The organism is Rhodopirellula halodulae (assembly GCF_020966775.1).
GTDB lineage: Bacteria > Planctomycetota > Planctomycetia > Pirellulales > Pirellulaceae > Rhodopirellula > Rhodopirellula halodulae.
In genome coordinates this window covers 929,117-952,118 of sequence record NZ_JAJKFV010000029.1, presented here as the reverse complement: position 1 = coordinate 952,118, position 23,002 = coordinate 929,117, and the positions used below count along the sequence as shown (strand labels likewise).

Genomic DNA, 23,002 nt, shown 5'->3' with positions numbered 1-23,002 from the left:
TTTAAATTCCGACGTTGAACATGGATCGTCCGCGTCGGGTTCCGATTTAGAACGGTGACAGAGCGAAGCCAGTTTTGCATGAAGCAAAACTGGCTCGTTTTATTTCTACGCTCAGCTTTTCGCGTCCGCGATACGGCGTCGCGGTCCACCAGCGACGGCTTCGAGTTCGCTTGCGAGAACGTGAAAAACCGGCGAGCCAGCAGGTACCTGCGAGCCCCCGTCGCCCTCTTGACGCTCCGGGTAGCGCCGCTGACCATAAGCGGTGTATTGACCTTGCCCACCTACCCACGATCCCCCCAAGAAAGCTCTCATGCGTCGCGCGAAAATCACCATCGTCGGAGCCGGAAATGTTGGTGCCACCTGTGCTCACTGGTGTGCCGCCGCTGAACTCGGCGACGTCGTTTTGCTGGACATCCCTCAAACTGAAGACATGCCACGCGGCAAGGCTTTAGATTTGATGCAAGCCTCCCCGATCATGGGCTTTGATTCCAACATCGTCGGCACCACCGACTACGCCGACACCGCTGACAGCGATGTGATCGTGGTCACCGCGGGCATCCCACGTAAACCTGGCATGAGCCGCGACGACTTGTTGGCCACCAACGCCAAAATTGTCACCAGCGTTGCCGAGCAAATCAAAGCCACCAGCCCCAACGCCGTTGTGATCGTCGTCAGCAACCCGCTGGACGCGATGGTGCAACAGATGTTCAAGGTCACCGGCTTTGATCCCGCCAAAGTTTGCGGCCAAGCCGGCGTCCTGGATACCGCTCGGTACCGCACTTTCCTGGCCATGGAACTGGGCGTCAGCGTCGAAGACATCAGCGCCCTGCTCATGGGCGGACACGGCGACACCATGGTGCCGATCCCAAGCTGCACCAGCGTTGGTGGCATCCCCGTCACCCAGTTGATCGCCAAAGAACGCTTGGACGAAATCGTCGATCGCACCCGCAAGGGCGGAGCCGAAATCGTCTCGTTGCTGAAGACCGGCAGCGCCTATTACGCTCCCGCGGCCGCTTGTGCCCAAATGGTCGAAGCGGTTGTCAAAGACAAAAAACGCGTGATTCCAGTCGCCGCCTACTGCCAATCCGAATACGGCGTGGGTGGTTACTATGTCGGCGTCCCTGTTGTCCTCGGCAGCGGTGGCGTGGAGCGGATCATCGAATTGACGCTCACCGAAGACGAAACGAAGGCATTCCAAAACAGCGTCGACGCGGTGAAATCGCTGGTCTCGACCATGGACGGCTTGCTCGCCTAGTTCCGCATGCAACTGGTGTTCTGAGCGGCCCAGCTTTCGATCCCTCGTCCACTTCGGTGGGACGCGAAGCTGTTCCGCTGAAGCCGATTGCACTGGCAACCTCTTACGAATCCGCCGGTTTCGCCCGGCGGGTTCTCTTTTTAGAGGACCACATCGGTTACTCTGGGGAGGCCGTTCCGTTGGCGGAGCGGTCCTCCACTTGCCAGATTTTTCCTCGGAGTTTTCAGATGAAACGCCGTTGCTCACACGCTTGCCTGGCCTTTGCTTTGGTGCTGACCGCCACCGTGGCAAACGCTCAGGACGAAGAACTGCCCAAGGCTTCTCCTGCCAAGGCTGAACCGACCAAAGCCGCGCCGGTCCAGGACGCCAAGGTCAGCTCCAAGGCTCGTCCTTTGAGCGTCACCGTCGAATTGGTCAACGACTCACAGATCGAAGGGACCCTGACGGACACGACTCAACTGCAGATGCAGACCTCTTTCGGCACGGCCAGCATTCCGCTCGCGGAAGTCGCCGGCATCCGATTCGCATCCGCCAACGACGCGACCACGACCGTGGTCATGCTCAACGGCGACTCGATCACGGGCGCCACCGACGTCAAACTCATCACGGTCGAAACCGAATGGGGAACCGCCTCAATCAATGGTCCCAGCATCGCATCGCTGATGTTTGTTCCGGGGCTGACCTGGAATCCGTCGGATGGCCTCAACGGAAAACGTTGGAGCCTCACCGATGTGAAGGAAAGCAACAACCCACCTCGCAACTCAACGTCGCTGCCTGCCCCATTAACAAACCGGCGATCAACTAATTCGCCTCTCCCCGGATTCAACGCTCCCCGTTCGATCAAAATTCCACCTAGCTTGCCTCGCTGAACTCCGGCTTAGCCGAATGCGATCCGTCGAGAACAAGCACCATCGGTGAACCCATCGTGATCCATTGCGGTCTTTAAGAAAGAGATCCGCAAGCTCACTCCGCGATGTCCAACGCAACATCCCATTTCGGTTCGTTCCGGAATGGGATGTTGTCATGAACTGGCTACAATCAGCCCAGCTCAACTGCGACTAGCACCATTCCCCAGAACACAAAAACCTTCACTCGGGTTGATTCGTTGCAATACCGTCCCGCCCTCAACAAGATGAAACCCTACGTCCCCGGCGAACAACCACCGCCGGGCAAGTTCATCAAACTCAACACCAACGAAAACCCATACCCACCTCCTGCCGAAGTCGTCAAAGCGATCCAATCGGCGGCGACCGGGCCCATCAATCGCTACCCCGATCCGATGGCAACTTCCTTCCGCCGAGCCGCGGCTAATGCTCTCGGACTTCCGGGGCCGGAGTGGGTTCTGGCGGGCAATGGAAGCGATGAAATTCTGACGCTGCTGGTTCGCGGTTTCGTCGGCGAAGGCGAATCTCTACGACTGCCTTACCCCAGCTACATCCTCTATCGCACGTTGGCCGACATCCAGGGAGCCAACTGGGAACAGGTTCCCTTCAATGAACCATGGGAACTACCGCAAGCCTTTGGCCAGAGCCGCGATGATCTGAAGTTGGTGCTGCTTCCCAACCCAAACAGCCCCAGCGGAACGGTCGTCCCCAAGCAGCAGATTTCAGCACTCGCTGAGTCACTTGATTGCCCGCTGGTGGTGGACGAAGCCTACGCCGACTTCGCGCAAGACAACTGTCTCGATCTGGTCCAATCCAACGAGCGGATCCTGGTAACCCGAACACTCAGCAAATCCTACGGGCTTGCTGGCATTCGTTTCGGATTTCTGGTCGCTCAACCGCACATTGTGGCCGAGCTAACCAAAATCAAGGACAGCTACAACTGCGACGCCATCTCCATTGCGGCGGCAACGGCGGCCATGGGATGCCAAGATTGGTTGAGCGATGTGGTCGAAAAAATGAACGCCACGCGAAAACGCATGGCAGACCGCCTTTCCGCGATGGGTTTCGCGGTCACGCCATCCCACGCCAATTTTGTTTGGTGCCAACACCCCGAAGGCAAACATGCGGAGATCCATCAGTACCTCAAGCAGAGCCAGATCTTGATCCGATACATGGATTTCCCCGATTGGGGCGATGGATTGCGAATCAGTGTCGGCACCGACGAACAGATTGACGCTTGCTTGCTGATGATGGAACGCGCCATGCAATCGCTGAATATGCCTCTTCCCGCCTGAACATCACCATGACTGCTTCCCAAAGCACACCGAACACCCCGCCTCGCCAAACGACGATTGAACGCAAAACAGGCGAAACCGACATCAAACTTTCCATCAACCTCGATGGAAGCGGTTCAGGTCAGCGCAATTCTGGCATCGGATTCCTGGACCACATGCTGGATCTGCTTGCCAAGCACAGTCTGATCGACCTCACGGTCGAGGCCAAAGGCGACCTGCACGTCGACGATCACCACACCGCGGAAGACATCGGCATCGCACTCGGGACCGCCGTGGATCAGGCGCTCGGAAATCGCGCCGGTGTTCGACGCTATGGGCACTTCACTTTGCCGATGGATGAGTGCTTGGTCACCTCCGCCGTCGACATGGGCGGACGATACGCGTTCGAATACAACGCCCCGATCGCTGCACCCAAGATCGGCACCTTCGATAGCGAATTGGTGGAACACTTTTGGCAATCCTTCGCTGTGAATGCCAAGTGCAACCTGCACGTGCTGTTGCATCACGGCCGCAACGCCCACCACATCAGCGAATGCGTTTTCAAAGCGACCGCCAGAGCCATACGAATGGCGGTCGAAAACGATCCGCGCAGTGACGCCATTCCCAGCACCAAGGGTGTGCTTTGATTTTCAATTTTGGACCGGCCCTTTCCAATCCAGACCAACTGTTGAAACAGACACTCAGCTTCACAATTTGGCGTCGCGAAAGTTGTCTCGACAAACCTATTGCGGTCCATCGGAGAACGCCAGAAGCAGCTCACGCTAGACATGCCGCGTGAAATGCGCAAGTTGGCAGCGCAATTGCAGGCCGGACGCTGCCCAATGCGACAAATCGCCCGAACCCCTTCGGACCATTGGACTTTTGTGCTTCAAAACTAAGCTTTGGGACCACGTGTTCCACCAATTCGCCGCGTTTTTTGATATCGTAGCCCCCGGTCCCGCGCAGATGTATAGAGCACCCCACGTCGAAATCCATGCAAACTCATTTCAATTCAGAATATCCCTCGGTTGAGCACCTGCGAGCCAAAGCCAAGTCGAGAATGCCCGCGTTTGCCTACGAGTACCTCGCGTCGGGCTGCTTCACAGAGGTCAATCTCGCGAGAAATACCAGCGACATCCGCCAAGTCCAACTGCAACCTTGGTACCTGCGAGATTTCGATGGTGCGGATCAAACCACCGAGCTTTTTGGTGAGACTTACGACGCACCGTTTGGCGTCGCACCGGTCGGACTGCAAGGATTGATGTGGCCAAACTCTTGCCAGTATTTGGCTCAGGCTGCTGTTGACCACAATCTTCAATTCACTTTGTCTACGGTCAGCACGGCTAGCATTGAAGACATTGGGCAAATCACCAACGGACGGTTCTGGTTCCAACTTTACCATCCGGCCGAAGAAGAGCTGCGTGACAAACTATTGGACCGAGCCTGGGAAGCAGGCTGCCGCACCCTCGTGATGCTGGCTGACACGCCGACGTTTGCATACCGGCCCAAAGAGATCCGAAACGGACTGTCGATTCCACCTCGCATGACACTGCGGAACATCTGTCAAATGATGATGAGTCCCGCGTGGGCGATGGGGCAATTGGCAGCGGGCAAGCCCGAGTTCCAAACCATGAAGAACTACATTCCCAAGGGGCTGAACATGAAGCACTTGGGTCTGTTCATGAACAAAACCTTCTCCGGACGACTGACTGAAAACAAGATCGCCGCCATTCGCGAAAAATGGAAAGGCAACTTGGTCGTCAAGGGCGTCGTCAATCCGGCCGACGCGGAGATCGCGGTCAAGCACGGATTGGATGGACTGATCGTTTCCAATCACGGTGGACGACAGCTCGATCGCGGCCAATCCACCATCGTCCCGATGTACAAACTTGTGCCGGAGTTTGGCGGCAAACTCAAAATCATGATCGACGGTGGCATGTACTCCGGTGCCGACATCGCATCGTGCTTGGCCTGTGGGGCCGACTTCACCTTCATGGGGCGGACGCCGATGCTAGGCGTGTGTGCGCTTGGCAAGTACGGCGGGCATCACACGTTTGAGATGTTGAAAAAGCAACTTCAACAGGTGATGGAACAAGTTGGCTGCTCGAAGGTTTCAAACCTTCGCGAGCACCTGATCGCAGAAAGCGTCCCGGTTTAGTGACGATGCGTTGAGCAACCAATCGTTGCCACAAGCGCATCGTCCGCTCGTCTATTCGCCACTTAGTTGCGAAACCGAACGTTTGACCCAATCAAACCGCTCGGCTTCATCGCAGCGGAATCGCAGATCACGGGTGGCTTCTGTTGGCGACTCTGATTGAAAGTCGATGTGCATCCAAATCGCCTCGGGTGGCATGGCTTCTTCAAACCGGTCCGCCCACTCGATGACGGTCCAGGCGTTGGGTTCTTGGTAGCACTCCTCCAGCCCAAGTTCCCACCATTCGTCTTCGTCGCCCACGCGATAAGCATCAACATGATGCAGTGTGTGTTGAGGTGCGTGATACGTTCGCAACAACGTGAACGTCGGACTGGTGACCTCCGAAGCATCCAATCCCATCGCACGCGCGATCTCTTGGGTCCACCGCGTTTTTCCAGCACCAAGCGTTCCGGTCACGGCAAAGCAAACCGGGAACGCAATCGGCTCGCGAACGAAAGCGTCCGCGAGCCGAGCGAGTGTTTCTAAATCAACCTGGTCGAGTGTGACCAAATTCATTCTGCTGAATTCAATTCCGTGGGAACCGAAACTCAGGGAGTTTCTGCGGTGCCGGTCACGTTGTCCGAAGGCATTTCCGCAGCGCCGGTCGCGTTGTCGCTGACAACGGGTGCTGCGGTGTCGGTGTCGACATCCACGTCAGCTGGTGGTGCTGGTGGAGGGCAACCAACGGTGGTGGTCAGCAATGCAAGTGCGAAAACGCAACGAAGTGTTTTTTGAATCATGGTGACTCGGGAAGGAGAAAGGTGGGACAACTGAGTTTCGAATCGGCAACCCGAATTCGCTTTCAGACATCTAGATTAGCAAAACGTTCATAAATTGCACCCTGCCGTTGTCAGAATCCATCACAAGAGCCGCCTCAGGGTCCCGGGCGAGCCCTTGCAGCCCACCTAAACCTCATTTCTTCCCCAAAGGTTTCGCCAATCACACCTGTCAGCTTCGATTCGAGCCGGTTCCGTGTCACTTTCAATGATGGCGGAACAACCGATCCAACTGGCCCTGCAACATCTCGAACCTGAGGGATTTCAACGATCCCCAAGCAGCGACTCACTATCACCGGACGATACCTCCCACCGAAATCAATCCATTCGCCGGGGTTCCCGCTATGAAATCGACCGCAACGTTTTTGTTCGCATGCCTGATTGGTGCCGCCTTCGCTCCTTCCGCTTCGGCGCAAGGATTGGACGACCTGTTCTCAGCGTCGCCTCAGCGAGACACTCCACAGCGTGCTGCTCAGCGTTTGGAACTTCCGCCGATGCCCGTCGCATCGGCTGACGCGGAAGAGATTGCACAGCCACAATCCAGTCCATCGGATCGCCAATTGGCCCGTTCGTCGGGATCATCCGCCGAGGATACTGCGACACTCGCTAAACAACTTCGACAAGCACGTGCGTTGGAAGCATCGCGTCAGCGACAAGCACGCTTGGAAGCTTCTTACTGGGCGAGCAACCCAAACCTGCGTCCCAATTGGGACAGCAACTTGGGTCAGAACTATCGCAACCGCATCGTGTACTACGTGCCAGTCTACGTCCGCGCTCGCTGAAGCGAAGTCGCCAACCACCGAAAGAGTTCGTGACGAAGTCCTGGTGAAAGCACTTCACCAAGCTTCATCCGCATCTCAACAAAACTGGCCAGGCGACTAGACTGTGGGCGTCCCACCACGCCCGCCAGAGGCTCCCCGCCGTTTTGAACCAGCCTCGACAGTCACTGATCACCCTGTTCGGGTTCACCTTTCTCACCTCAGCCACCTATTCGGTCGCTCGAGCCGTTGGGGTCAGTCTTTTCATTGCACGGATGGGGTCGGACGCGTTGCCGGCCGCATTGGCAGCATCGGCAATTCTCGTGATTGCCGCCTCCGGTCTGACCCACCTGGTCAATCGTCATGTCTCGCCACGGTCGACCTTGATTGCGACCTGGATCTTGATGGCAGCGTTCACGCTGTGGCTCGAAGTGATGATCGCGTCGGATCATCATTCGGTGTACCTGCTCGGCATGCTCTACGTGATGGCCGAAATTCGCGGCTGTGTGAACACGATCTACGCGACCACGATGGTCAACAATGCATTCGCGGATTCTGAGTCCAAACGGCCGTTCGTTCTGATTGCTGCTGGAGCTCCCATCGCCGGGATCTTGATGGGATTGCTGATGAGCTATGAAGCCTCCGTGCTTCCCGACACGGCTTGGCTGAAACTGATCATTGGGCTCGATACGGTAACCATCATTTTGATGCGTTGGATCCCCAAAGTCCCACCTGCAAAGATCACTTCACCTGATACCACGAAGCCAGCAGCCAACAAGCGTCGAAAGAACTTGCTGAAGAAAGGTTTGTGGTCGATGCGACGCATCCCCGCGTCACCGGCGATCTATCGTTATCGCTACGGGCTCGTCAGCCTGATCGCTTGCAATGTGTTTGCTGTCACGATGGTGGACTACCAATGGAAAGTCATCACCGGCAACCACCTTGATGCGGAAGCACAACTGCTGACTTACTTCGCCGGGTTCTACGCCATCAACGACATCTTGATCGTCTTGGTTCAATTCACGGTCGCCACCAAACTGCTCGACCGATATGGGATTGGCATGCCGCTTTGCGCCTATCCGTTGATGCTCAGCGTGCTGGGTTTGATTGCTTTGATCAACCAATCACCGCTGGTGCTGATCATCTTGTTCACCGTGGGTCAGGGCATGACGGTGTTGAAACGCTCGATGTATGACCCTGGTCTGACTTCTGCTTATGGTGTTCTACCACCCAGGATTCGCAGTGACACGATCCTTCTCATCAAAGGGGTGGTGAAACCATTGATCGAAGCCATGGTGGCCGTCGGACTGCTCTTGATGGCATCACGCATGAACTCCAACCAGATCACGCTGACTTGGTTGGCCGCATTGATTCCGTGGTTTCTGCTTTCAAGCTGGGTCGCGCACACCTACGACTCATGGACGTCCAGCAGCGATGATGCACCGTCGGTGTCGAGGCTCAAACTTTCCGAACGGTAATGCGAGCCCCTTGTTTCGCGATGATCCGCACGGAGCTGCCGGGATCAACAAAGTCACCATCCGTCACCACATCGACCGCGTCGTCTCCGAACTGCACTTTGCCGCTGGGACGCAGCGGTGACATGGCTGCGCCTGTATCGCCCACTTGAACACGCTCCCAAGCCGGGCCGCTCACCAGAGTTGCACTCGCATCGCCGCTGGCTGACACCAATACCTGAGGCCGCAGCGTCAATCGACTCAGCCCCGGTATATCACCCATGTATTTCGCGATGACAATCAAACACACCAGAAAACCAAGAAATGCCCCCATCACGGTCAACATATCCGCCGCCAGGGAAGACCACTGAATTTCATTTTCTGGCAAAGCAAATCGTCGGGACGCCATCACCAATGCCCCCAACGACAACGCCAATCCGCTGATCCCAGCAACGCCAAAGCCGGGAATCACAAACACCTCGGCAGCGATGAACAAGATCCCCACGAGGAACAACACCACCTCCAACCATCCTGAGGTCCCGCCCAGGAACCGTGCCCAGAAAAACAATCCAAAACAAAGCACGCTGGTCAAACCGCCGACGCCGATTCCCGGTGCGGACAACTCAACTCCCAACGCGACCAGACCAATCAGAAGTAACAGGAACGTGACGAACTGAGTGTTCAGCAGAAACACCAACGTATCGACCCAACTGCGTTGCATTTCCACGATCGGCTCGCGAAGGTTCAGAACCTCCGCCAAGTCCTCTCGTCCATCGACCACCTGATCGACCATGCCTAACTCAACACCGCGTCGACCATTGACCGTGAAGAACATCTCTTTGCCGGCCTCTCGAATGGGCGGACTGCGTTCCCATTGATCCGCGTCTTCCATCGACGCCAAGTCTTTGTCCGACAGATAACGCTGCTCGCCTGATTCCTTGTTCACAGCGCTGTACACGACCATGTCCTTGTCCGTCATTTTTTCCGCCAAAGCCAAGGGGCGTCCCGTGGCTTCGGCCGTATCGCGAACCTTTTGAGCCAACACACTTCGACTCTTCGCGGGCGTGTATCGAAACGCACCGTCTTCGCCCATGACGATCTCCCCCGCATCACCCATTCGGGCATCGGGACGCATCAAGATCGTGTCCGTCGACAACGCCAACAGCGCGGCGCCGCTGATTGCGTCCTTCTCGATGTAGGCAACCGTTTCGACATCCTTGGCCTCCAACACCATGTCCATCAACTCGAAGGTCACCGCCGTGTATCCGCCCGGTGACTGGATGTCGAAGATGATCACATCCGCACCAGAATCCAAAGCCGATTCGAACTTGCGTTTCAGCAGTGCTCCGCTGAGCGGATTGATGTCTTCTTTGAATTCAATCAACACACCACGACGTTTTCCGCCGGACGCGTCCGACTCTTCCGCATGCAAAGCGTTTCCCAACAGCAGATGGAAGGCGCATACCACCAACGCCAGCCAACCAAAATTCCATCCACCGATTCCGAAAAACTGAAACCGCCGTGCACACGAGTCGCTGGAACCGGTCTTTGCAATCATCTCACACCCTTCGCCAAAAAGACGGCACAAACAGCAACAACACGCTGAAGATCTCGACGCGTCCCAGCATCATCAACAAGACAAACAACAACTTGGCACCCTGACTGAATCCGGCGTAGTTTCGAGTGGCTCCCACCACTCCCAAACCCGGTCCAATGTTGTTGAGCGTCGCTGCCACAGCGCTGGCACAATCCAACAATTTCTCATCCAAGGTTCCGTGAAGCAAATCCTTTCCCGTCTGGGACTGATCCACGACCACGACTTCTTCCCCTGTCTCTTTTGATTGCACGGACTCGTCCACCACTTCCGCGTCGGCCGACTCAGCCACGACGACACCCCAAGTCGAATTGGGCTCGAACGTGACCAGTGCCAACCAAGACATCACAAAAATCGCCAGCACCATGCAAAAATACAGCAGGATATTGTGGGCGAGATTAGGATCGTCCACGGCAACACCGCTGACTCTCAAAGGCCGAACCACACGTGGTCGGTGGGCGCGCTCAATCTCCAATCGAAGAATTTTGTAGAACAAAACGTGCCGAATGACCTTCATCCCGCCGCCCGTGCTGCCGGCACAACCGCCAACGAACATCAACAGCAACAAGATGCCTCGCCCAAAATTGTTCCACTCGTCGAAGTCCGCTGTGCCGTAACCCGTCGTCGTGATCACCGAAACCACTTGAAACAATCCGTTCTGAACGGACTTGGCCAGCGTCTCAAATCCCTCATCTTTGGCACGCAATCCGAACAATACCACACCCACCGTGACCGCCAAAATGACCAGTGCGTACGTGCGGAACTCGACGTCTTGAAATAATCGACGACAGGCGGTCAACGGCCGACGCGGGATGTCCAACAGCATCAAGTACATCAGCGTGAAGTTGGTTCCCGCCAGGATCATGAAGAACACCGTGGTGTACTCGATCAACGGACTGTCAAACCCGCCCAGCGATCGGTTGTAAGTGCTGAAGCCTCCCGTCGCCATCGTTCCAAACGCATGGCACAACGCGTCAAACGCACTCATGCCTTCAAGCCGATAGATCAACGTCAACAGCATATTCAGCCCGACATAGATCGCGGCGAACACCAACGCGGTGTGCTGCATCCGCGGCATGCTGCCTTCCTTGGTTGGTCCTGGCATCTCCGCGCGCATCATTGCTTTGCCAGCGGAACCCTGACCTAGAATTGCTACAAACAAAACCACGATCCCCAATCCGCCCAAGAAGTGAGTCCAAGACCGCCAGAACAGAATGCAGTGCGGAACCAACTCGGGTGACTCCAGATCGGTCAGCACGGTTGCTCCCGTGGTGCTAAATCCTGATTGCGATTCGAACATCGCTTCGGCAAAGGTGATGGGTGACCCTTCGGCGATCATGGTGCCGCTGAGGTAATAGGGCAGGGCCCCCAGAACGGTCGCACTCACCCATGACAAACCAACAATCGCCATCGCCTCTTTCTGGTACAGCTCTCCGCCGGCGCGATGCCCACGTCCCAGAAACCGAAAGAACGCCCCGACGAAAAAACAAATCGCCATGCTGAAGAGCAACCCGCTGGCAGCATCCGATTCAAACGCCGCGGCGGGAGGCAGATGCGTTCGGTTGGCCAACTCCGGAAATGCGAAGGGCAAGCTGAACGCCATCGACCCGCCAATCAACAAGCAGATCGTTCCCAGAAATCGAAACAGCAGCGGGAAGTTCAAGAACGGAGCCTTTTGACGGGTTCAAATGCAATGTGCCAGCCCTCAGTTTACGAAAGCTTCGCACAAAGCGAACCGTGGTAGCGAACGGGTGCTCGCTTGGCAACGTCCGGTCCTCGCGACCAGTTCCCTCATTCGGTGACGTGTCCCTCGATCGATGACGTGGTCATGCTGCCCAAACGAGAACGTCCAGACGAGCATGCCCAGACAGCCGCCAACATCCGCACCGCCGAGCGGTGGCCGAATCGCTCACCCGTCGGCAGGCGTCTTCCCAAGAATCACGTCGAATTGGCAGGCGTACTCAAGGATTTTCGATTCTTTCAACGGCTTGAAATCAGCCACCAACAGGGCCCGTTTCGCCGGATCGGTGACGCGTCGAAAAACACCGTCTTTCGCGTTGCCTTCATGCCCGCGGATCATCAACTGCGTGGTCAACAGATCGCGGTCGCCCTTTTTGATTTTGATGTGAATGTGAGGGGCGGGACGACCGGGGTAGGGGACCGGCTTGATCGTTCGAAAGCGATAACCGCCATCGCTGGCTGTTTCAAATCGCCCGAACCCTTGGAAATTCTTGTCCTGCTGTTCCTTCTTGCCGTCGCTATCACGCGAATGCAGATACACCGCGTTGGCATCGCACTGCCAAATCTCGATCGTGGCGTTTCGCACCGGCGATCCAGACGGCGTCAACACTCGCCCGGTCAAATGCGTGATCTCGCCCACGGCGGGTGTGGTGCCGTCGTTGATCACGATCAAATCGTTGTCTTGATCCAAAGGCATTCGATCCGGGTAGAACGGTCCTTCGGTGAGCGCCGGCGTGGGCTTCAACAACTCCTCCGCGAACGCACCCGGTGTTGTCCACCAAGCCGCTGCTCCGGCGGCGATCGCAGCTCGCCCCGCAAACCATCGACGCGACATCGATTGCTTTTGATCTGGAACGTTTGGCTTTGGAACGACATTCATTGGATTGGCCTCAATGACAGAGAAGAAAACCGGGCACCGGAGCCGGTTGGTTCATTGTAATGCTTTCGGTCACGCTCACTTTGTAACAAACCGGTTCCCAATATTCGGGTTGTGCCGTTTACACCCGGCAGGAACCGGCGATGCCCCCGCGCGCCCCATTCGCAGTTGAAAAAGGATTTGGATGTCCTCGGTTTGTCACCTAGTTGTTGTTGTGAACTTGGGGCCATTTATTCGCGGGCAAACAACAATGAACAACGAACGTCCATCGACCGAACGCAAAGCACTACAAATCAACTTGGACCCACGACGTTACGGGTCGTTTGCTGAAATCGGGGCCGGACAAGAAGTCGTTCGATGGTTCTTTCGGGTGGGCGCCGCCGCCGGCACGATTGCCAAGAGCATGTCCGCCTATGACATGGCAGTCAGCGACGCGATCTACGGCGAATGCGACCGATACGTTTGCCGCCAGCGTTTGGAAGACATGCTGACCCGCGAACACAACCTCAACATCGAACGCCTGAAAGAACAACGCGGCGATTCCACCGCTTTCTTTGCTTTCGCCGACACCGTCTCGGCACGCAACTACCATGGCACCAACGAATGCCACGGGTGGATGGGAATCCGCTTCCAAGCCCACCCCCGCGACGAAGACAGCCAAATCATCATCCATGTCCGCATGCTGGACAACAACAACGCGGCCCAACAAGAAGCACTCGGCATCGTTGGCGTGAACCTGCTCTACGGAGCCTTCTTCCTAAATCACGAACCCGATCAGTTGATTGAATCGTTGCTCGATAACTTGAGCACTCGACGAATCGAAATCGACATGATTGAGTTCTCCGGAATTGCATTCCGTCACGTGGACAATCGCGTGATGAGCCTGCGTTTGGTGCAACTCGGATTGAGCAATGCCGCGATGTTTTCGGCCGAAGGCAAAGTGCTTCAGCCAGCCGAGGTGCTCTACAAGAAAAACATCTTGGTCGAACGAGGATCCTTCCGTCCCGTCACGCATGTCAACATGGATATGTTGCAAGCAGCCAAAAAGACCTTTCAAAAAGAAGACGACGTTGACGCCAACCAAATGGTCACGCTGGCGGAAATCACCATGCGAAATCTGCGGGCCAACGGTGAGATTGACCTGAAAGACTTTCTGGCACGTGCCGACACACTCGCTGCCTGCGGAATGACGGTGTTGATCTCGGATTACTTCGAGTACTACCGTCTGGCAGCCTATCTATCGCAGTACACCAAAAAGAAAATCGCGATCACGATGGGTGCCGGCAGCTTGCATGAGCTGTTCGATGAGCGTTATTACTCAGCGCTCGATGGCGGCATCCTGGAGTCCTTCGGAAGAATGTTCAAAAACGACTTGAAACTCTACGTCTATCCGTTGATGGATCGTGAAACCGGCGAACTGACCACGGTCGAGAACCTGGAGATCGCCAGCGAACTTCGCAAGCTCTACGAACACCTCGTGGATCGTGGTTGCATCCAACAATTACACGCCTACAACCCAGAGCATCTCTCAACGTTCAGCCGCGAAGTCCTGAAAATGATCGAGGAAGGCGACGAGGAATGGAAAACTCATGTGCCACCCGAAGTTGCCTCCGTCATTCAACGTCGAGGATTTTTCGGCTGCAAATCGCAGGCACCCGAATCTCGACTGGCCGCCATGGTCGCCGCGAATTCGCAAGGCTTCGGCGGTGTCCCCATGCCAACCGCCTATTCCGTCTGATCCAGCAGACGCTCGTTAGGCATCTGGGCCGCAGGACCGATTCCAAGCCGCTTGAGCAGTGATTGCTCAAGCGGCTTTTTTCGTGCGCGGTGCCCACCTGACCAGACTGACCAGCTTCTGCCTAAGACTGCGACCCACCCGATCAGGTAACCAAACAAACCCGGAGGGGAGCGATTCCAGACAATCGCCCGCGTTGAAAAGCGCCGCCTTCTCCACCCAAATGAGCGGCGAGCCCCCTCTTTGGACGAAATACGCGGGCCGACTGACGTCGCGAAAAACGGCGTTTCAGACCTCCTGTTTCCCAAACGCCAAATTTGTTGCGAATGAAGAAACGGGCTATGAGAAACCCAGCACCTCAATAGACCCTTTGCGGGAGAACGCTCTTCATTAAGACATTGACGCTCAAAGATCGCAACATGATCACGGATCCTTCATCCAACGTTAACAACCTCCGTCACGCGATCTGTTTTAATCCCCCGCGCATTTGGGCCCTGCACCTTTCAGACAGAGCGTTGCGGCACAAGACGCCCGATCTCCGAACACTTTCTTTCCCGACTCATCCCTTTCCTCCCTGGAAACCATTGAACAACGTCATGAAATCTCAATTTTCAAACGTGTGGAATCAACGGACGACGAAACGATCCGGTTTCACCTTGGTCGAACTTTTGGTCGTGATCGCGATCATTGGCGTGTTGGTTGGCTTGTTGCTTCCCGCGGTTCAAGCCGCTCGCGAAGCTGCTCGTCGCATGCAGTGCCAAAACAACTTCAAACAATTCGGTATCGCACTTCACAATCACATGGCCGCCTTCGGCTCGTTCCCGCCCGGCAACGTGAACTACGACGAGAACGGCAACCGCTTTAAAACCGGTGGCTGGCAGCACGGTCAGAACGAACTGGGATGGCACTGGTTGCCGATGCTGTTTCCTTACATGGAGCAACCCGGCGTTTGGGAACTGATCACCCGCTGCGAAGATTCCGTCACGGGTCACACCTCGAACCCCTGTGATCACTGCGAGTACTTCGCGGAATTTGAACACATCGGTCGCGACCAGCTGGGTGCATTTGTCTCTTGCCCCTCGGCCCCCAGCGTGACCAGTCAGTTCTCCGATGGCAGCTACGGCTTGGAAGCGCTCGCCAAAGGCTGCAACTACGCGGCGAGCTGGGGCTCCGGCGACATGCTCTCTTGGGAAAACGATGAAACTTCCGGAGCATTCGGAACCTACTACGTCCATCAGGACGTCATCATCAAAGACGGCGTCGCAGGTGACCGTTTCCAAAACCGAAACGGTATGGGCAGCGAAGACTTCTTGGACGGGATGAGCAATACCATGGCGATGAGCGAAATTCTCAACGCGGATGGCAACGGTTCAGAATCTGCCAAAGACATTCGCGGCGTTTGGATGTCACCAGCGATGGGTGCCACCATCTTCTCGGCCTACACCAACCCCAACAGTCGTGAAAAAGATGTGCTGGCTGCCTGTGACGAGACCATTCCAGAGGACCGATTGAATCCTTACTTGGCTTGCTTGGAAGAACGCGATACCGCTGAGATCTGGGCCGCAGCTCGCAGTCACCACACCGGCGGCGTCAACGTTCTGATGGCAGACAGCTCGGTTCGCTTCGTCACCGATTCAGTCGACAACCTGAACGTCTGGCGTCCGATGGCAACGGCCAAGAACAGTGAACTGTTCGAGATGCCCTGATCGATTGCCAGGGCATAGCATTCACAAACCATGCTAGCCCGAATCGTCTTTTCGAAAGCCTTTCCCTGAGGCTGAGCGTAGTGGGTGAGGCCACGAGCCTTCCACTTAACGGGCCTACTACTGAACGGGCCTTCCACTCAACGAGTCCCCCAGTTTTGCAACATGACCGGGCTCGTTGCCCCATCCACTACGTTCGATTTTTGCCCGGATCCACCGGGCTTTTCTCAATCCATTCACACCCATTCCCATCATCAGTCAGATGAATCTTTCAAACCTTTGCAAACTCCTGCCACTGTTGCTTCTTCCTGCCGTTGTGGGTTGTGGCTCCTCCGCACCTCAAAAAGCAACCGATGAACAAAACGCATTCGCTGCCATCGAAGGCTTGGGCGACATCGCAGGCGATCCCAAAATGTTCGCAACCGCGTTCGTCGACGGTTCGGCTCCTGATAACGCAGATGAGTATGCCCAGCGTGGGTACGAAGTCGCGGGTGAAGGCGAAGTCAATGGTGACCAAATGACCGTCCCCGTGAAAATCTTCGGTGGTGTCTTTGCCAGTTCCAGTTCCGATCGTGGAAAAAAAGCCTCCGATGCGGGCAATACCACTCAGACCTGGACGCTGCAACGCGTGAACGAAGACTGGAAGATCAAAGACGCCCCTTTGGGTTGATTGACGCCAGACCGAGAGAAATCGTTGGTGAAGGTTCCATCCGCGAAACGGTCGCGGCTGATCAGTCTGTTCACACTCTTCATTCTTGGTGTGTGTGCGGTGACTGCCGCGCGAGAATGGCTGCGGGTGGAACCGATGCGGACGGAACCACTGTCTGCCGCAGCTCGTCGAGCTCAGCAACCACTTGGCCAACAAAAGATCGCGCCGTCCATCACTCAGGCGGTGAACCGGTGGAGCGGTTTCATTCAAACCCAATTCGCGGGTGATGAGGCGTGCAAACCGTGCCACGTTGCGGAGTACGAAGCTCACCTGCGTTCAGGGCATTCACGCACCGCGACAGCAATGGCGCGAACGGACTTCGCGGCTCAACTGCTTCGCTTGCAAGAATACCATGATTCGCGGCGTGACCAGACATTTCACTTTCGCCTGAAAGACGACCAGTTTTGGGTCTCCACCAACTCCCAGACCACGCGATTGAAAAAGACGGGGCAGGGCAGGGGAACTGACGCGGGGCAAAGCATCACCCCAGAGCCGCCTACCAACGTTTCCGTCAAAGTCGATTGGTTGCTAGGTTCAGGAACGCATGCTCAAACCCCAATCGCGATCCAAGCCGACGGATCCCAAGGCATCGAGTTGCGTTGGTCCGCTTTCAAAGGACATTCCGATCCGAAGTTGACGCCGGATCACGAAGCCTTTGATCAGTTTCAAGCTGGAACAGCCGAATGCTTCGGACGTCCGATGGATGCAATGGATGTCCGATCGTGCTTGGGCTGCCATTCCACGGTCGTTCCGCCTCCGCCTTTGCCTCTGACCGCGGTCACCACCATTGCCAATGTTGGGTGCGAACGGTGCCACGGCCCGAGAAAAGAACACGTTCTGATGGCCGAAAAAGGAATGGCGGAACAGAGCAAGCCGATGATCAATCTGCACGACGCGGAGGCATACATGGAGACCTGCAGTGCTTGCCATCGCGATGAGCGATCCGTAGCCGTCGATGCAACGGAAGCGGAAAAAGCTCGTTTCCAGCCCTACGGTTTGAAGAAGAGTGCCTGCTACCTCGCCGCTCCAGAGCAACTGACCTGCTCCACCTGCCACGATCCCCACGACACGACATCTCACGATCGTGAGCAATACATCCAGCAATGCAATACATGTCATCAGGACGCTGACCACACCGTCTGTCCAAAGCAACCCACCGGCGACTGCGTCGAATGCCACATGCCGCTGACCGAGTGGACTCAGGGCATCTCGTTCCACGACCACTGGATCCGAGTGGTCGACGACGATTCGGGAGCGACACAGACGGCCCCGCAAACCGAGGTGTTGCCATGAGTGCTGTCCTGGAGAATCCGACCACACAATCTCACCCCACTCCGAATGCCGACGCATCCCGTTCCTCCGGTGCAGTTCAAGCCAATCCATCCAGCCGAGGTGGATTCTTGTTCTCCCCTTGGATCGACCTGATCTTCGTTGCCAATTTGCTTTGGCCGCTGGTGGTGTTTGTCGATGTCTTTGGTGGCACGACGGCTCACGAAGGCTTGCTGTTTTGGCAAATCTATTTCATCACCGCACCACATCGCTGGATCACGATTGTCTTAGTCGCCGTTGATCACCACAAATCCCAAGATCGTCGCTGGCTTTTCGGCGCATTGGCGTTGGCCATTTTGGTCGTTTGTTTGGGACTGCAATTGGGCACCGGATCGTTGCTGTGTTTGGGCATGATCGATTACGTGTGGAACGCATGGCATTTCTCCTCTCAGCACCACGGCATCTACCGCATCTATCAGCGCAGATCGGATTCCAAACCTCGTGTTCAGTCCGATCCATTTGACCGCACGTCCAAGATCGCGACTGAACAGGCCCATTCACGTCGGCTTTCGACCCACCACTCGGCAACCTTTCAAAAGTTCCTCTTCCGAGGATTCTTGCTCTATGCCATCGCTCGCGTGGCGGGTGTTGGTTGGCCGGAAGGCCCGTTCCCCACTCTGAACGCGATCACTCAACTGGATTGGCCCATGTTGCTAATCCCCGTCGGTTTCTGTGGGGTCGCGGTTCAACGATCGCTCCGATCCGGCCGCGAATCTTTGGCGGGCACCGCTTACCTGTTCAGCGTGATGGCTCTGTTCACATGCCTTCTGCTGGCCGCTCATTACGAGAACAGCCGCCTCGTCATTCAGTTGGCACTCGCCTCCGCCATTTTTCATTCGATGGAATACATGTCCATCGTTACCTGGTCGATGAAGAAGTCCGGCACGCTACCAAACAGTAACCCGCTGACGCGTTTGTCCAAGATCTGGATGCTTTTCTTGGTCGCGTTTGTCTTGGTGATCGGCCTCGGGAACTACTTGATGTCTCGCGGCTACTTTGAGATTTGGGTGTTGGCCAATCTCGTCGTTGCATTCTGGCACTATTGCTTTGACGGGATGTTATGGAAATCGCCCAAGCCAAAGGCACAAACAGGAGGAGGTGCATGATCCAAAACGATCCCTCCCCTCGGCCAACATCCAAGTTGCTTGGACTAGTCATCGCGATCATCATCGTTGCATATCTGCTGGGCCTGCGTGCTTGCAGTCAGGAACCAACAAAAGAATTGCGCTGGTTCGGACGAGAAGATCTGTTGGTGACATCGCTTCTGGCGGCCTTGCCGCTGGGGTTTGTTCTCGCACACCGTCTGCAATCAATCTCCGTCGGCGGCAAAGTCGCCATCGCCGGGCTGGCAATCAGCCTTTCATGGGCGATGGCCATCTTGTCACCACCGCCGGCGGCAATCGATTCATTCCTGAAGGTCTCGTCCTTTCGAATCCTATTGGCGACTTGTGCGACGTTCGGATCTTGCCTGTTGCTGTCCGGCGCTCAAGGTTGGTTTGTCGGCGACGGGGCAGGGCAGGGCGGAAGAAATTCAATCAAAACAAGCGGCACCAACCCAACATGGTTGTGGGTTCTTTCTTTGACGATGGCGATCGGATTGCCACTTGCCTACTGCCATTCTGCGGGCGACGCCTTGCAAGCCAACTTAGAAAAGTCGCTCGACGATCAACGTTTCTCACTGGCACAAAAACAATGCCATCAACTGGTTTGGTTTCGTCCAAACGCACTCGTATCAGACACGCCGCTCAAGACTCTTCGTGAACGAATCAATGAACGAGTGCAGCAACTGACTCTTGCAGTTTCGCAGCCACTGCCTACTCCAGTCACCATGGGCGCAATCGGCACTCGCATCACACAACTCGTCCAGCTGGACAGAAACGAAGAAGCCCTGAGGCTGATCCGTCCCATGATGACCGGTCGAAACTTTCATCCGATTGCATTGGACTATTACGGGTTGTGTCAGCAGCGACTGGAAAACGCCGACGAAAGCATGCGAGGCTACCAGCGGTCATTTCAGCACTGGGAACGTCAACCCAATGGTCCAGCCAAGGCGGAAGCGATGGCCAGTGCTTTGAAAGGCATCGCTTACGCGGCACGTCAATCAGGCAATCGCCGGATGGAAGAAGATGCCTATCTCGCACTGATTCAAATGCGTCCGACGGCCGAAAACCACTTCCTTTTGGCAACCTGCTACAAGGAGCACCAAAAGTCGACGCTGGCGGCCCAACACGCGAATCGGGCGGCCGAGTTGGATCCGCAATACGGACCGCAAGCTCAGTCAATGGTATCGCAACTTTCGCGAGATCACTTTAGCTGTTTCTTGGTACCGCGTTGAGCGAACCCGGCGTCAGAACCTCAGCCGATCCGCCGTGATCAACGTGTCGCGAGAGAAACCGCGTGACGCAAGATCGGCAAAACACACTGGGTCATTCCCGTCGTGACCGCTCCGGTCGAACCGGGGAGTGCAAACAAGACCTTGGTTCCCATGCGTCCCGCCGTTGCACGGCTGAGCATCGCCTTGGGGCCAATCTCGGCATAGGAGATCGATCGGAACGTTTCGCCAAACCCCGGCAAGCTCACATCCAGCATCGATTCAATCGCCTCGATTGCCAAATCTCTCGGTGCGATGCCGGTGCCACCGGTGGTGACAATAGATTCCACCGTTTCGTCGGATTTCAACTGGCGAAGACAATCCTTCAACCCATCCAAATCATCGGTCAGCCAAAAGCGGTTCGCCACAACGTGGCCTGCTTCTTCGAGCAATGACGCGACGCGATCGCCACTGCGATCCTCCGCTTTTCCTCGAGTATCGCTGAGCGTGATCACCGCAACTCGAACACACTTTTCCGCATCAACGTCGGGGCAACCACACTGGGTTGAATCAGCCATCTCTGAACTCGCTTTCTTCACGACTCTTCTTGATTGGATTCCAACAAACCAGCACGCTCCTGAGCATCTTCTAAGAAGTAGTTCAGGTCGTTGAGATCATCCGCGTGCAACACTTCATACGCGTGGGCAGGACTCCGGGAACGGTACAACTGTTCGCGAATGTTGATGTCTCGGGTGATCGCGGTCGCGAACGCCGCGAGGATTTCGAGGTGTCGTTTGCGGCTGGATTCGGGTGTCGCCAGCAGCAACACGGCGTGGACCAAACGCCCATCCGGCGTGTCCAATGCAATGCCTTTCTTGCTGATCCCCAACACACCTTTGACTTCTTTGGCGCCTGGTTCGTCGATGATCGCGTGAGGAATCATCAATCCCGACCCCAAACACGTCGTTTGACTCTCTTCGCGAGCCCAGACGGATTCGATGAATTTCTCTTGAGGAACCTTCATCGGAGTGGTGGCATATAAAAGCCCGGTGAGCTTCTGAAAAATCTCCTGCTTGTCGCCATCCAAGTCCACCATGATTCGGTTTTCTTGTAGGAAGTCCAGCAAACGTGGACGATCCTTCTTCGCCTCTCCCGTTTGCGTCAATGCGAACCGGGTTGCGCTCGGGCCAAGCAATTGGTTGATCGCGAGTGCAGAGAGGCCGACCGTCGTGACCAACGACTTGACCTCTTCGGAAAACCCTGACTGCTCGCTGGCGACCAACAAAATCAACCCGACCGCGACGCCGCCGTGTGGCAACAATGACATTCCCAAATAGCGACGCAAGTTGTCAGTGGCTCCTGACAGCGTCATCGCGACATAAGCGCTGACTGATTTCGCCGCCAACCTGGCCAAGAAATACAAAGCCACCAAACCAATCACCGGTGGGATTTGGGTGAAGTCCAACTTCATTCCGGCAAAGGTGTAAAACAAAGCAAACAGAGCACCGCCAATCGAATTCAAATAGGCTTCACCGGAACGAACCAAATCATGGCGACTGTTGGTGAGCGTGATCCCGGCGAAGGTGCAAGCGAGAATGCCGCCGGAGGTCCCGAAGCTCGCCGCTGCCCCCCAAGCCCCCAAGACAACCGCGACCATCAATGGCCCCAAGAAGGCCGGGCTGACCACGGTTCGTACCAACACGATCGCCAGCAACGAACACAACGCTCCGATTACAAACGTGACCGCGAATTGGACACCAACACTCTCGAGTGCATGCAGCCAACCGGATTGATCCGCCAGGAAGGTGGAAATGAAAACAAACACCGCCACGGCAACCATGTCGATCAATCCGATTGCCGCCAACAACGTGCGGGTCAGGATGCCTCTCGCGCGGGCTTCTTGAATCACCAACACTGTCGTGCCAGGCGCACCCGCAATGGCAATCGCGGCAAACAGGGCTGCCGGCGGCAAAGCCATCGACGGGTCCAACACCCGACCGCCGAAATACATCAACAACCCAACGGACAAGGGTGTGATCAAGGCTTCACCTAGAAGCAACAATCCGATCCGTTTGCCGGTGTTTCGAAGACTTCCGAAATACAATGTTGCGCCGACCGTGAACGCAATGAATCCCAACACAAAATTCATGTAGGGACCAAAGCGATCCAAAGCCGACGGATCCACCACGGTATCCATCCCAGGCAAACGCAACTGCCGCAGCAGAATGCCAGTTGCAATCCAACCGGTGACCTTGGGCAATCGAATCAGAGCAAACAGTTCACCGCCCAACACTCCCGCCGTGAGAACGATCGCCATGTTGAACAGCGGATCGTCGAAGTGAAGGTTCGGAAAAAAATCCATCATTGGGCCATGATTCGCCAGTTGGAACAGCTAGAACAGCCAGAATC

20 protein-coding genes are annotated in these 23,002 nt (G+C 56.0%); 13 read left to right on the top strand and 7 right to left on the bottom strand.

Annotated features, from left to right (window positions below; genetic code table 11):
* The first annotated feature begins 310 nt into the window (after positions 1-310).
* From mdh to LOC70_RS16530, 5 genes are all read left to right on the top strand, one after another.
* Complete coding sequence (mdh, locus tag LOC70_RS16550) at positions 311-1,255, top strand: malate dehydrogenase (protein ID WP_230255100.1); 945 nt, start codon at positions 311-313, stop codon at positions 1,253-1,255.
* A 227-nt stretch (positions 1,256-1,482) separates the two neighbouring features.
* On the top strand, positions 1,483-2,124 hold the full coding sequence (locus tag LOC70_RS16545) for a hypothetical protein (protein ID WP_230255099.1): 642 nt from the start codon (positions 1,483-1,485) through the stop codon (positions 2,122-2,124).
* Positions 2,125-2,360: 236 nt separating this feature from the next.
* Entirely contained in the window at positions 2,361-3,434 is a 1,074-nt protein-coding gene (gene hisC, locus LOC70_RS16540; RefSeq protein ID WP_230255098.1) for a histidinol-phosphate transaminase, read from the top strand.
* Between the two features lie 8 nt (positions 3,435-3,442).
* On the top strand, positions 3,443-4,060 hold the full coding sequence (hisB, locus tag LOC70_RS16535; RefSeq protein ID WP_230255097.1) for an imidazoleglycerol-phosphate dehydratase HisB: 618 nt from the start codon (positions 3,443-3,445) through the stop codon (positions 4,058-4,060).
* A gap of 347 nt (positions 4,061-4,407) precedes the next feature.
* Complete coding sequence (locus tag LOC70_RS16530) at positions 4,408-5,571, top strand: alpha-hydroxy acid oxidase (protein WP_230255096.1); 1,164 nt, start codon at positions 4,408-4,410, stop codon at positions 5,569-5,571.
* Between the two features lie 51 nt (positions 5,572-5,622).
* Here LOC70_RS16530 and tsaE read toward each other — a convergent pair whose 3' ends face one another.
* Together tsaE and LOC70_RS16520 are read right to left on the bottom strand one after the other, a co-directional pair.
* Positions 5,623-6,123, bottom strand: coding sequence for a tRNA (adenosine(37)-N6)-threonylcarbamoyltransferase complex ATPase subunit type 1 TsaE (gene tsaE, locus LOC70_RS16525; protein ID WP_230255095.1), 501 nt, complete (start codon positions 6,121-6,123; stop codon positions 5,623-5,625).
* A gap of 32 nt (positions 6,124-6,155) precedes the next feature.
* Positions 6,156-6,347 (bottom strand): hypothetical protein, encoded by a 192-nt coding sequence (locus LOC70_RS16520; RefSeq protein WP_230255094.1) that lies wholly within the window; start codon positions 6,345-6,347, stop codon positions 6,156-6,158.
* A 380-nt stretch (positions 6,348-6,727) separates the two neighbouring features.
* Here LOC70_RS16520 and LOC70_RS16515 point away from each other — a divergent pair, with 380 nt between their 5' ends.
* Together LOC70_RS16515 and LOC70_RS16510 are read left to right on the top strand one after the other, a co-directional pair.
* On the top strand, positions 6,728-7,165 hold the full coding sequence (locus LOC70_RS16515) for a malate synthase, glyoxysoomal (RefSeq protein ID WP_230255093.1): 438 nt from the start codon (positions 6,728-6,730) through the stop codon (positions 7,163-7,165).
* Positions 7,166-7,308: 143 nt separating this feature from the next.
* A complete protein-coding gene (locus LOC70_RS16510; protein ID WP_230255092.1) occupies positions 7,309-8,619 on the top strand; it encodes a hypothetical protein in 1,311 nt (436 codons plus the stop codon).
* Here LOC70_RS16510 and LOC70_RS16505 read toward each other — a convergent pair.
* The 3 genes from LOC70_RS16505 to LOC70_RS16495 form a co-directional block, all read right to left on the bottom strand.
* Positions 8,600-10,153 (bottom strand): NfeD family protein, encoded by a 1,554-nt coding sequence (locus LOC70_RS16505; RefSeq protein WP_230255091.1) that lies wholly within the window; start codon positions 10,151-10,153, stop codon positions 8,600-8,602. The two genes, LOC70_RS16510 and LOC70_RS16505, sit on opposite strands and share 20 nt — an antisense overlap.
* A gap of 1 nt (position 10,154) precedes the next feature.
* On the bottom strand, positions 10,155-11,792 hold the full coding sequence (locus LOC70_RS16500; RefSeq protein WP_306796929.1) for a TrkH family potassium uptake protein: 1,638 nt from the start codon (positions 11,790-11,792) through the stop codon (positions 10,155-10,157).
* Positions 11,793-12,098: 306 nt separating this feature from the next.
* Positions 12,099-12,809: a protocatechuate 3,4-dioxygenase gene (locus tag LOC70_RS16495; protein ID WP_230255089.1), complete on the bottom strand. Its 711-nt coding sequence runs from the start codon at positions 12,807-12,809 to the stop codon at positions 12,099-12,101.
* Positions 12,810-13,056: 247 nt separating this feature from the next.
* On the opposite strand from LOC70_RS16495, the gene LOC70_RS16490 reads away from it, so the two are divergent.
* The 6 genes from LOC70_RS16490 (at position 13,057) to LOC70_RS16465 (ending at position 20,617) form a co-directional block, all read left to right on the top strand.
* Positions 13,057-14,544 carry a TonB-dependent receptor gene (locus LOC70_RS16490; protein WP_230255088.1) on the top strand — a complete coding sequence of 496 codons (1,488 nt, stop codon included), beginning with the start codon at positions 13,057-13,059 and terminating at the stop codon, positions 14,542-14,544.
* Positions 14,545-15,137: 593 nt separating this feature from the next.
* On the top strand, positions 15,138-16,247 hold the full coding sequence (locus LOC70_RS16485) for a DUF1559 family PulG-like putative transporter (protein WP_230255087.1): 1,110 nt from the start codon (positions 15,138-15,140) through the stop codon (positions 16,245-16,247).
* A gap of 259 nt (positions 16,248-16,506) precedes the next feature.
* On the top strand, positions 16,507-16,914 hold the full coding sequence (locus LOC70_RS16480) for a hypothetical protein (RefSeq protein ID WP_230255086.1): 408 nt from the start codon (positions 16,507-16,509) through the stop codon (positions 16,912-16,914).
* Positions 16,915-16,941: 27 nt separating this feature from the next.
* On the top strand, positions 16,942-18,246 hold the full coding sequence (locus tag LOC70_RS16475) for a multiheme c-type cytochrome (RefSeq protein WP_230255085.1): 1,305 nt from the start codon (positions 16,942-16,944) through the stop codon (positions 18,244-18,246).
* Positions 18,243-19,388, top strand: a complete 1,146-nt coding sequence (locus LOC70_RS16470; RefSeq protein WP_230255084.1) for a hypothetical protein — start codon at positions 18,243-18,245, stop codon at positions 19,386-19,388. The genes LOC70_RS16475 and LOC70_RS16470 overlap by 4 nt, the downstream gene beginning before the upstream one ends.
* Positions 19,385-20,617, top strand: a complete 1,233-nt coding sequence (locus tag LOC70_RS16465) for a tetratricopeptide repeat protein (RefSeq protein ID WP_230255083.1) — start codon at positions 19,385-19,387, stop codon at positions 20,615-20,617. The genes LOC70_RS16470 and LOC70_RS16465 overlap by 4 nt, the downstream gene beginning before the upstream one ends.
* Positions 20,618-20,655: 38 nt before the next feature.
* On the opposite strand, the gene LOC70_RS16460 is transcribed toward LOC70_RS16465, so the two are convergent.
* Positions 20,656-21,171 (bottom strand): MogA/MoaB family molybdenum cofactor biosynthesis protein, encoded by a 516-nt coding sequence (locus tag LOC70_RS16460; RefSeq protein ID WP_230255082.1) that lies wholly within the window; start codon positions 21,169-21,171, stop codon positions 20,656-20,658.
* Between the two features lie 17 nt (positions 21,172-21,188).
* On the bottom strand, positions 21,189-22,955 hold the full coding sequence (locus LOC70_RS16455) for a cation:proton antiporter domain-containing protein (protein ID WP_315857305.1): 1,767 nt from the start codon (positions 22,953-22,955) through the stop codon (positions 21,189-21,191).
* Positions 22,956-23,002: the final 47 nt, after the last annotated feature.

Coding starts and splice junctions, on each gene's coding strand:
- LOC70_RS16500 (WP_306796929.1), bottom strand. CDS start 11,792: ATGGCGTTCAGCTTGCCCTTCGCATTTCCGGAGTTGGCCAACCGAACG.
- LOC70_RS16465 (WP_230255083.1), top strand. CDS start 19,385: ATGATCCAAAACGATCCCTCCCCTCGGCCAACATCCAAGTTGCTTGGA.
- tsaE (WP_230255095.1), bottom strand. CDS start 6,123: ATGAATTTGGTCACACTCGACCAGGTTGATTTAGAAACACTCGCTCGG.
- LOC70_RS16470 (WP_230255084.1), top strand. CDS start 18,243: ATGAGTGCTGTCCTGGAGAATCCGACCACACAATCTCACCCCACTCCG.
- LOC70_RS16530 (WP_230255096.1), top strand. CDS start 4,408: ATGCAAACTCATTTCAATTCAGAATATCCCTCGGTTGAGCACCTGCGA.
- LOC70_RS16545 (WP_230255099.1), top strand. CDS start 1,483: ATGAAACGCCGTTGCTCACACGCTTGCCTGGCCTTTGCTTTGGTGCTG.
- LOC70_RS16485 (WP_230255087.1), top strand. CDS start 15,138: ATGAAATCTCAATTTTCAAACGTGTGGAATCAACGGACGACGAAACGA.
- LOC70_RS16495 (WP_230255089.1), bottom strand. CDS start 12,809: ATGAATGTCGTTCCAAAGCCAAACGTTCCAGATCAAAAGCAATCGATG.
- LOC70_RS16480 (WP_230255086.1), top strand. CDS start 16,507: ATGAATCTTTCAAACCTTTGCAAACTCCTGCCACTGTTGCTTCTTCCT.
- LOC70_RS16460 (WP_230255082.1), bottom strand. CDS start 21,171: ATGGCTGATTCAACCCAGTGTGGTTGCCCCGACGTTGATGCGGAAAAG.
- mdh (WP_230255100.1), top strand. CDS start 311: ATGCGTCGCGCGAAAATCACCATCGTCGGAGCCGGAAATGTTGGTGCC.
- LOC70_RS16520 (WP_230255094.1), bottom strand. CDS start 6,347: ATGATTCAAAAAACACTTCGTTGCGTTTTCGCACTTGCATTGCTGACC.
- hisB (WP_230255097.1), top strand. CDS start 3,443: ATGACTGCTTCCCAAAGCACACCGAACACCCCGCCTCGCCAAACGACG.
- LOC70_RS16515 (WP_230255093.1), top strand. CDS start 6,728: ATGAAATCGACCGCAACGTTTTTGTTCGCATGCCTGATTGGTGCCGCC.
- LOC70_RS16455 (WP_315857305.1), bottom strand. CDS start 22,955: ATGGATTTTTTTCCGAACCTTCACTTCGACGATCCGCTGTTCAACATG.
- LOC70_RS16490 (WP_230255088.1), top strand. CDS start 13,057: ATGAACAACGAACGTCCATCGACCGAACGCAAAGCACTACAAATCAAC.
- LOC70_RS16505 (WP_230255091.1), bottom strand. CDS start 10,153: ATGATTGCAAAGACCGGTTCCAGCGACTCGTGTGCACGGCGGTTTCAG.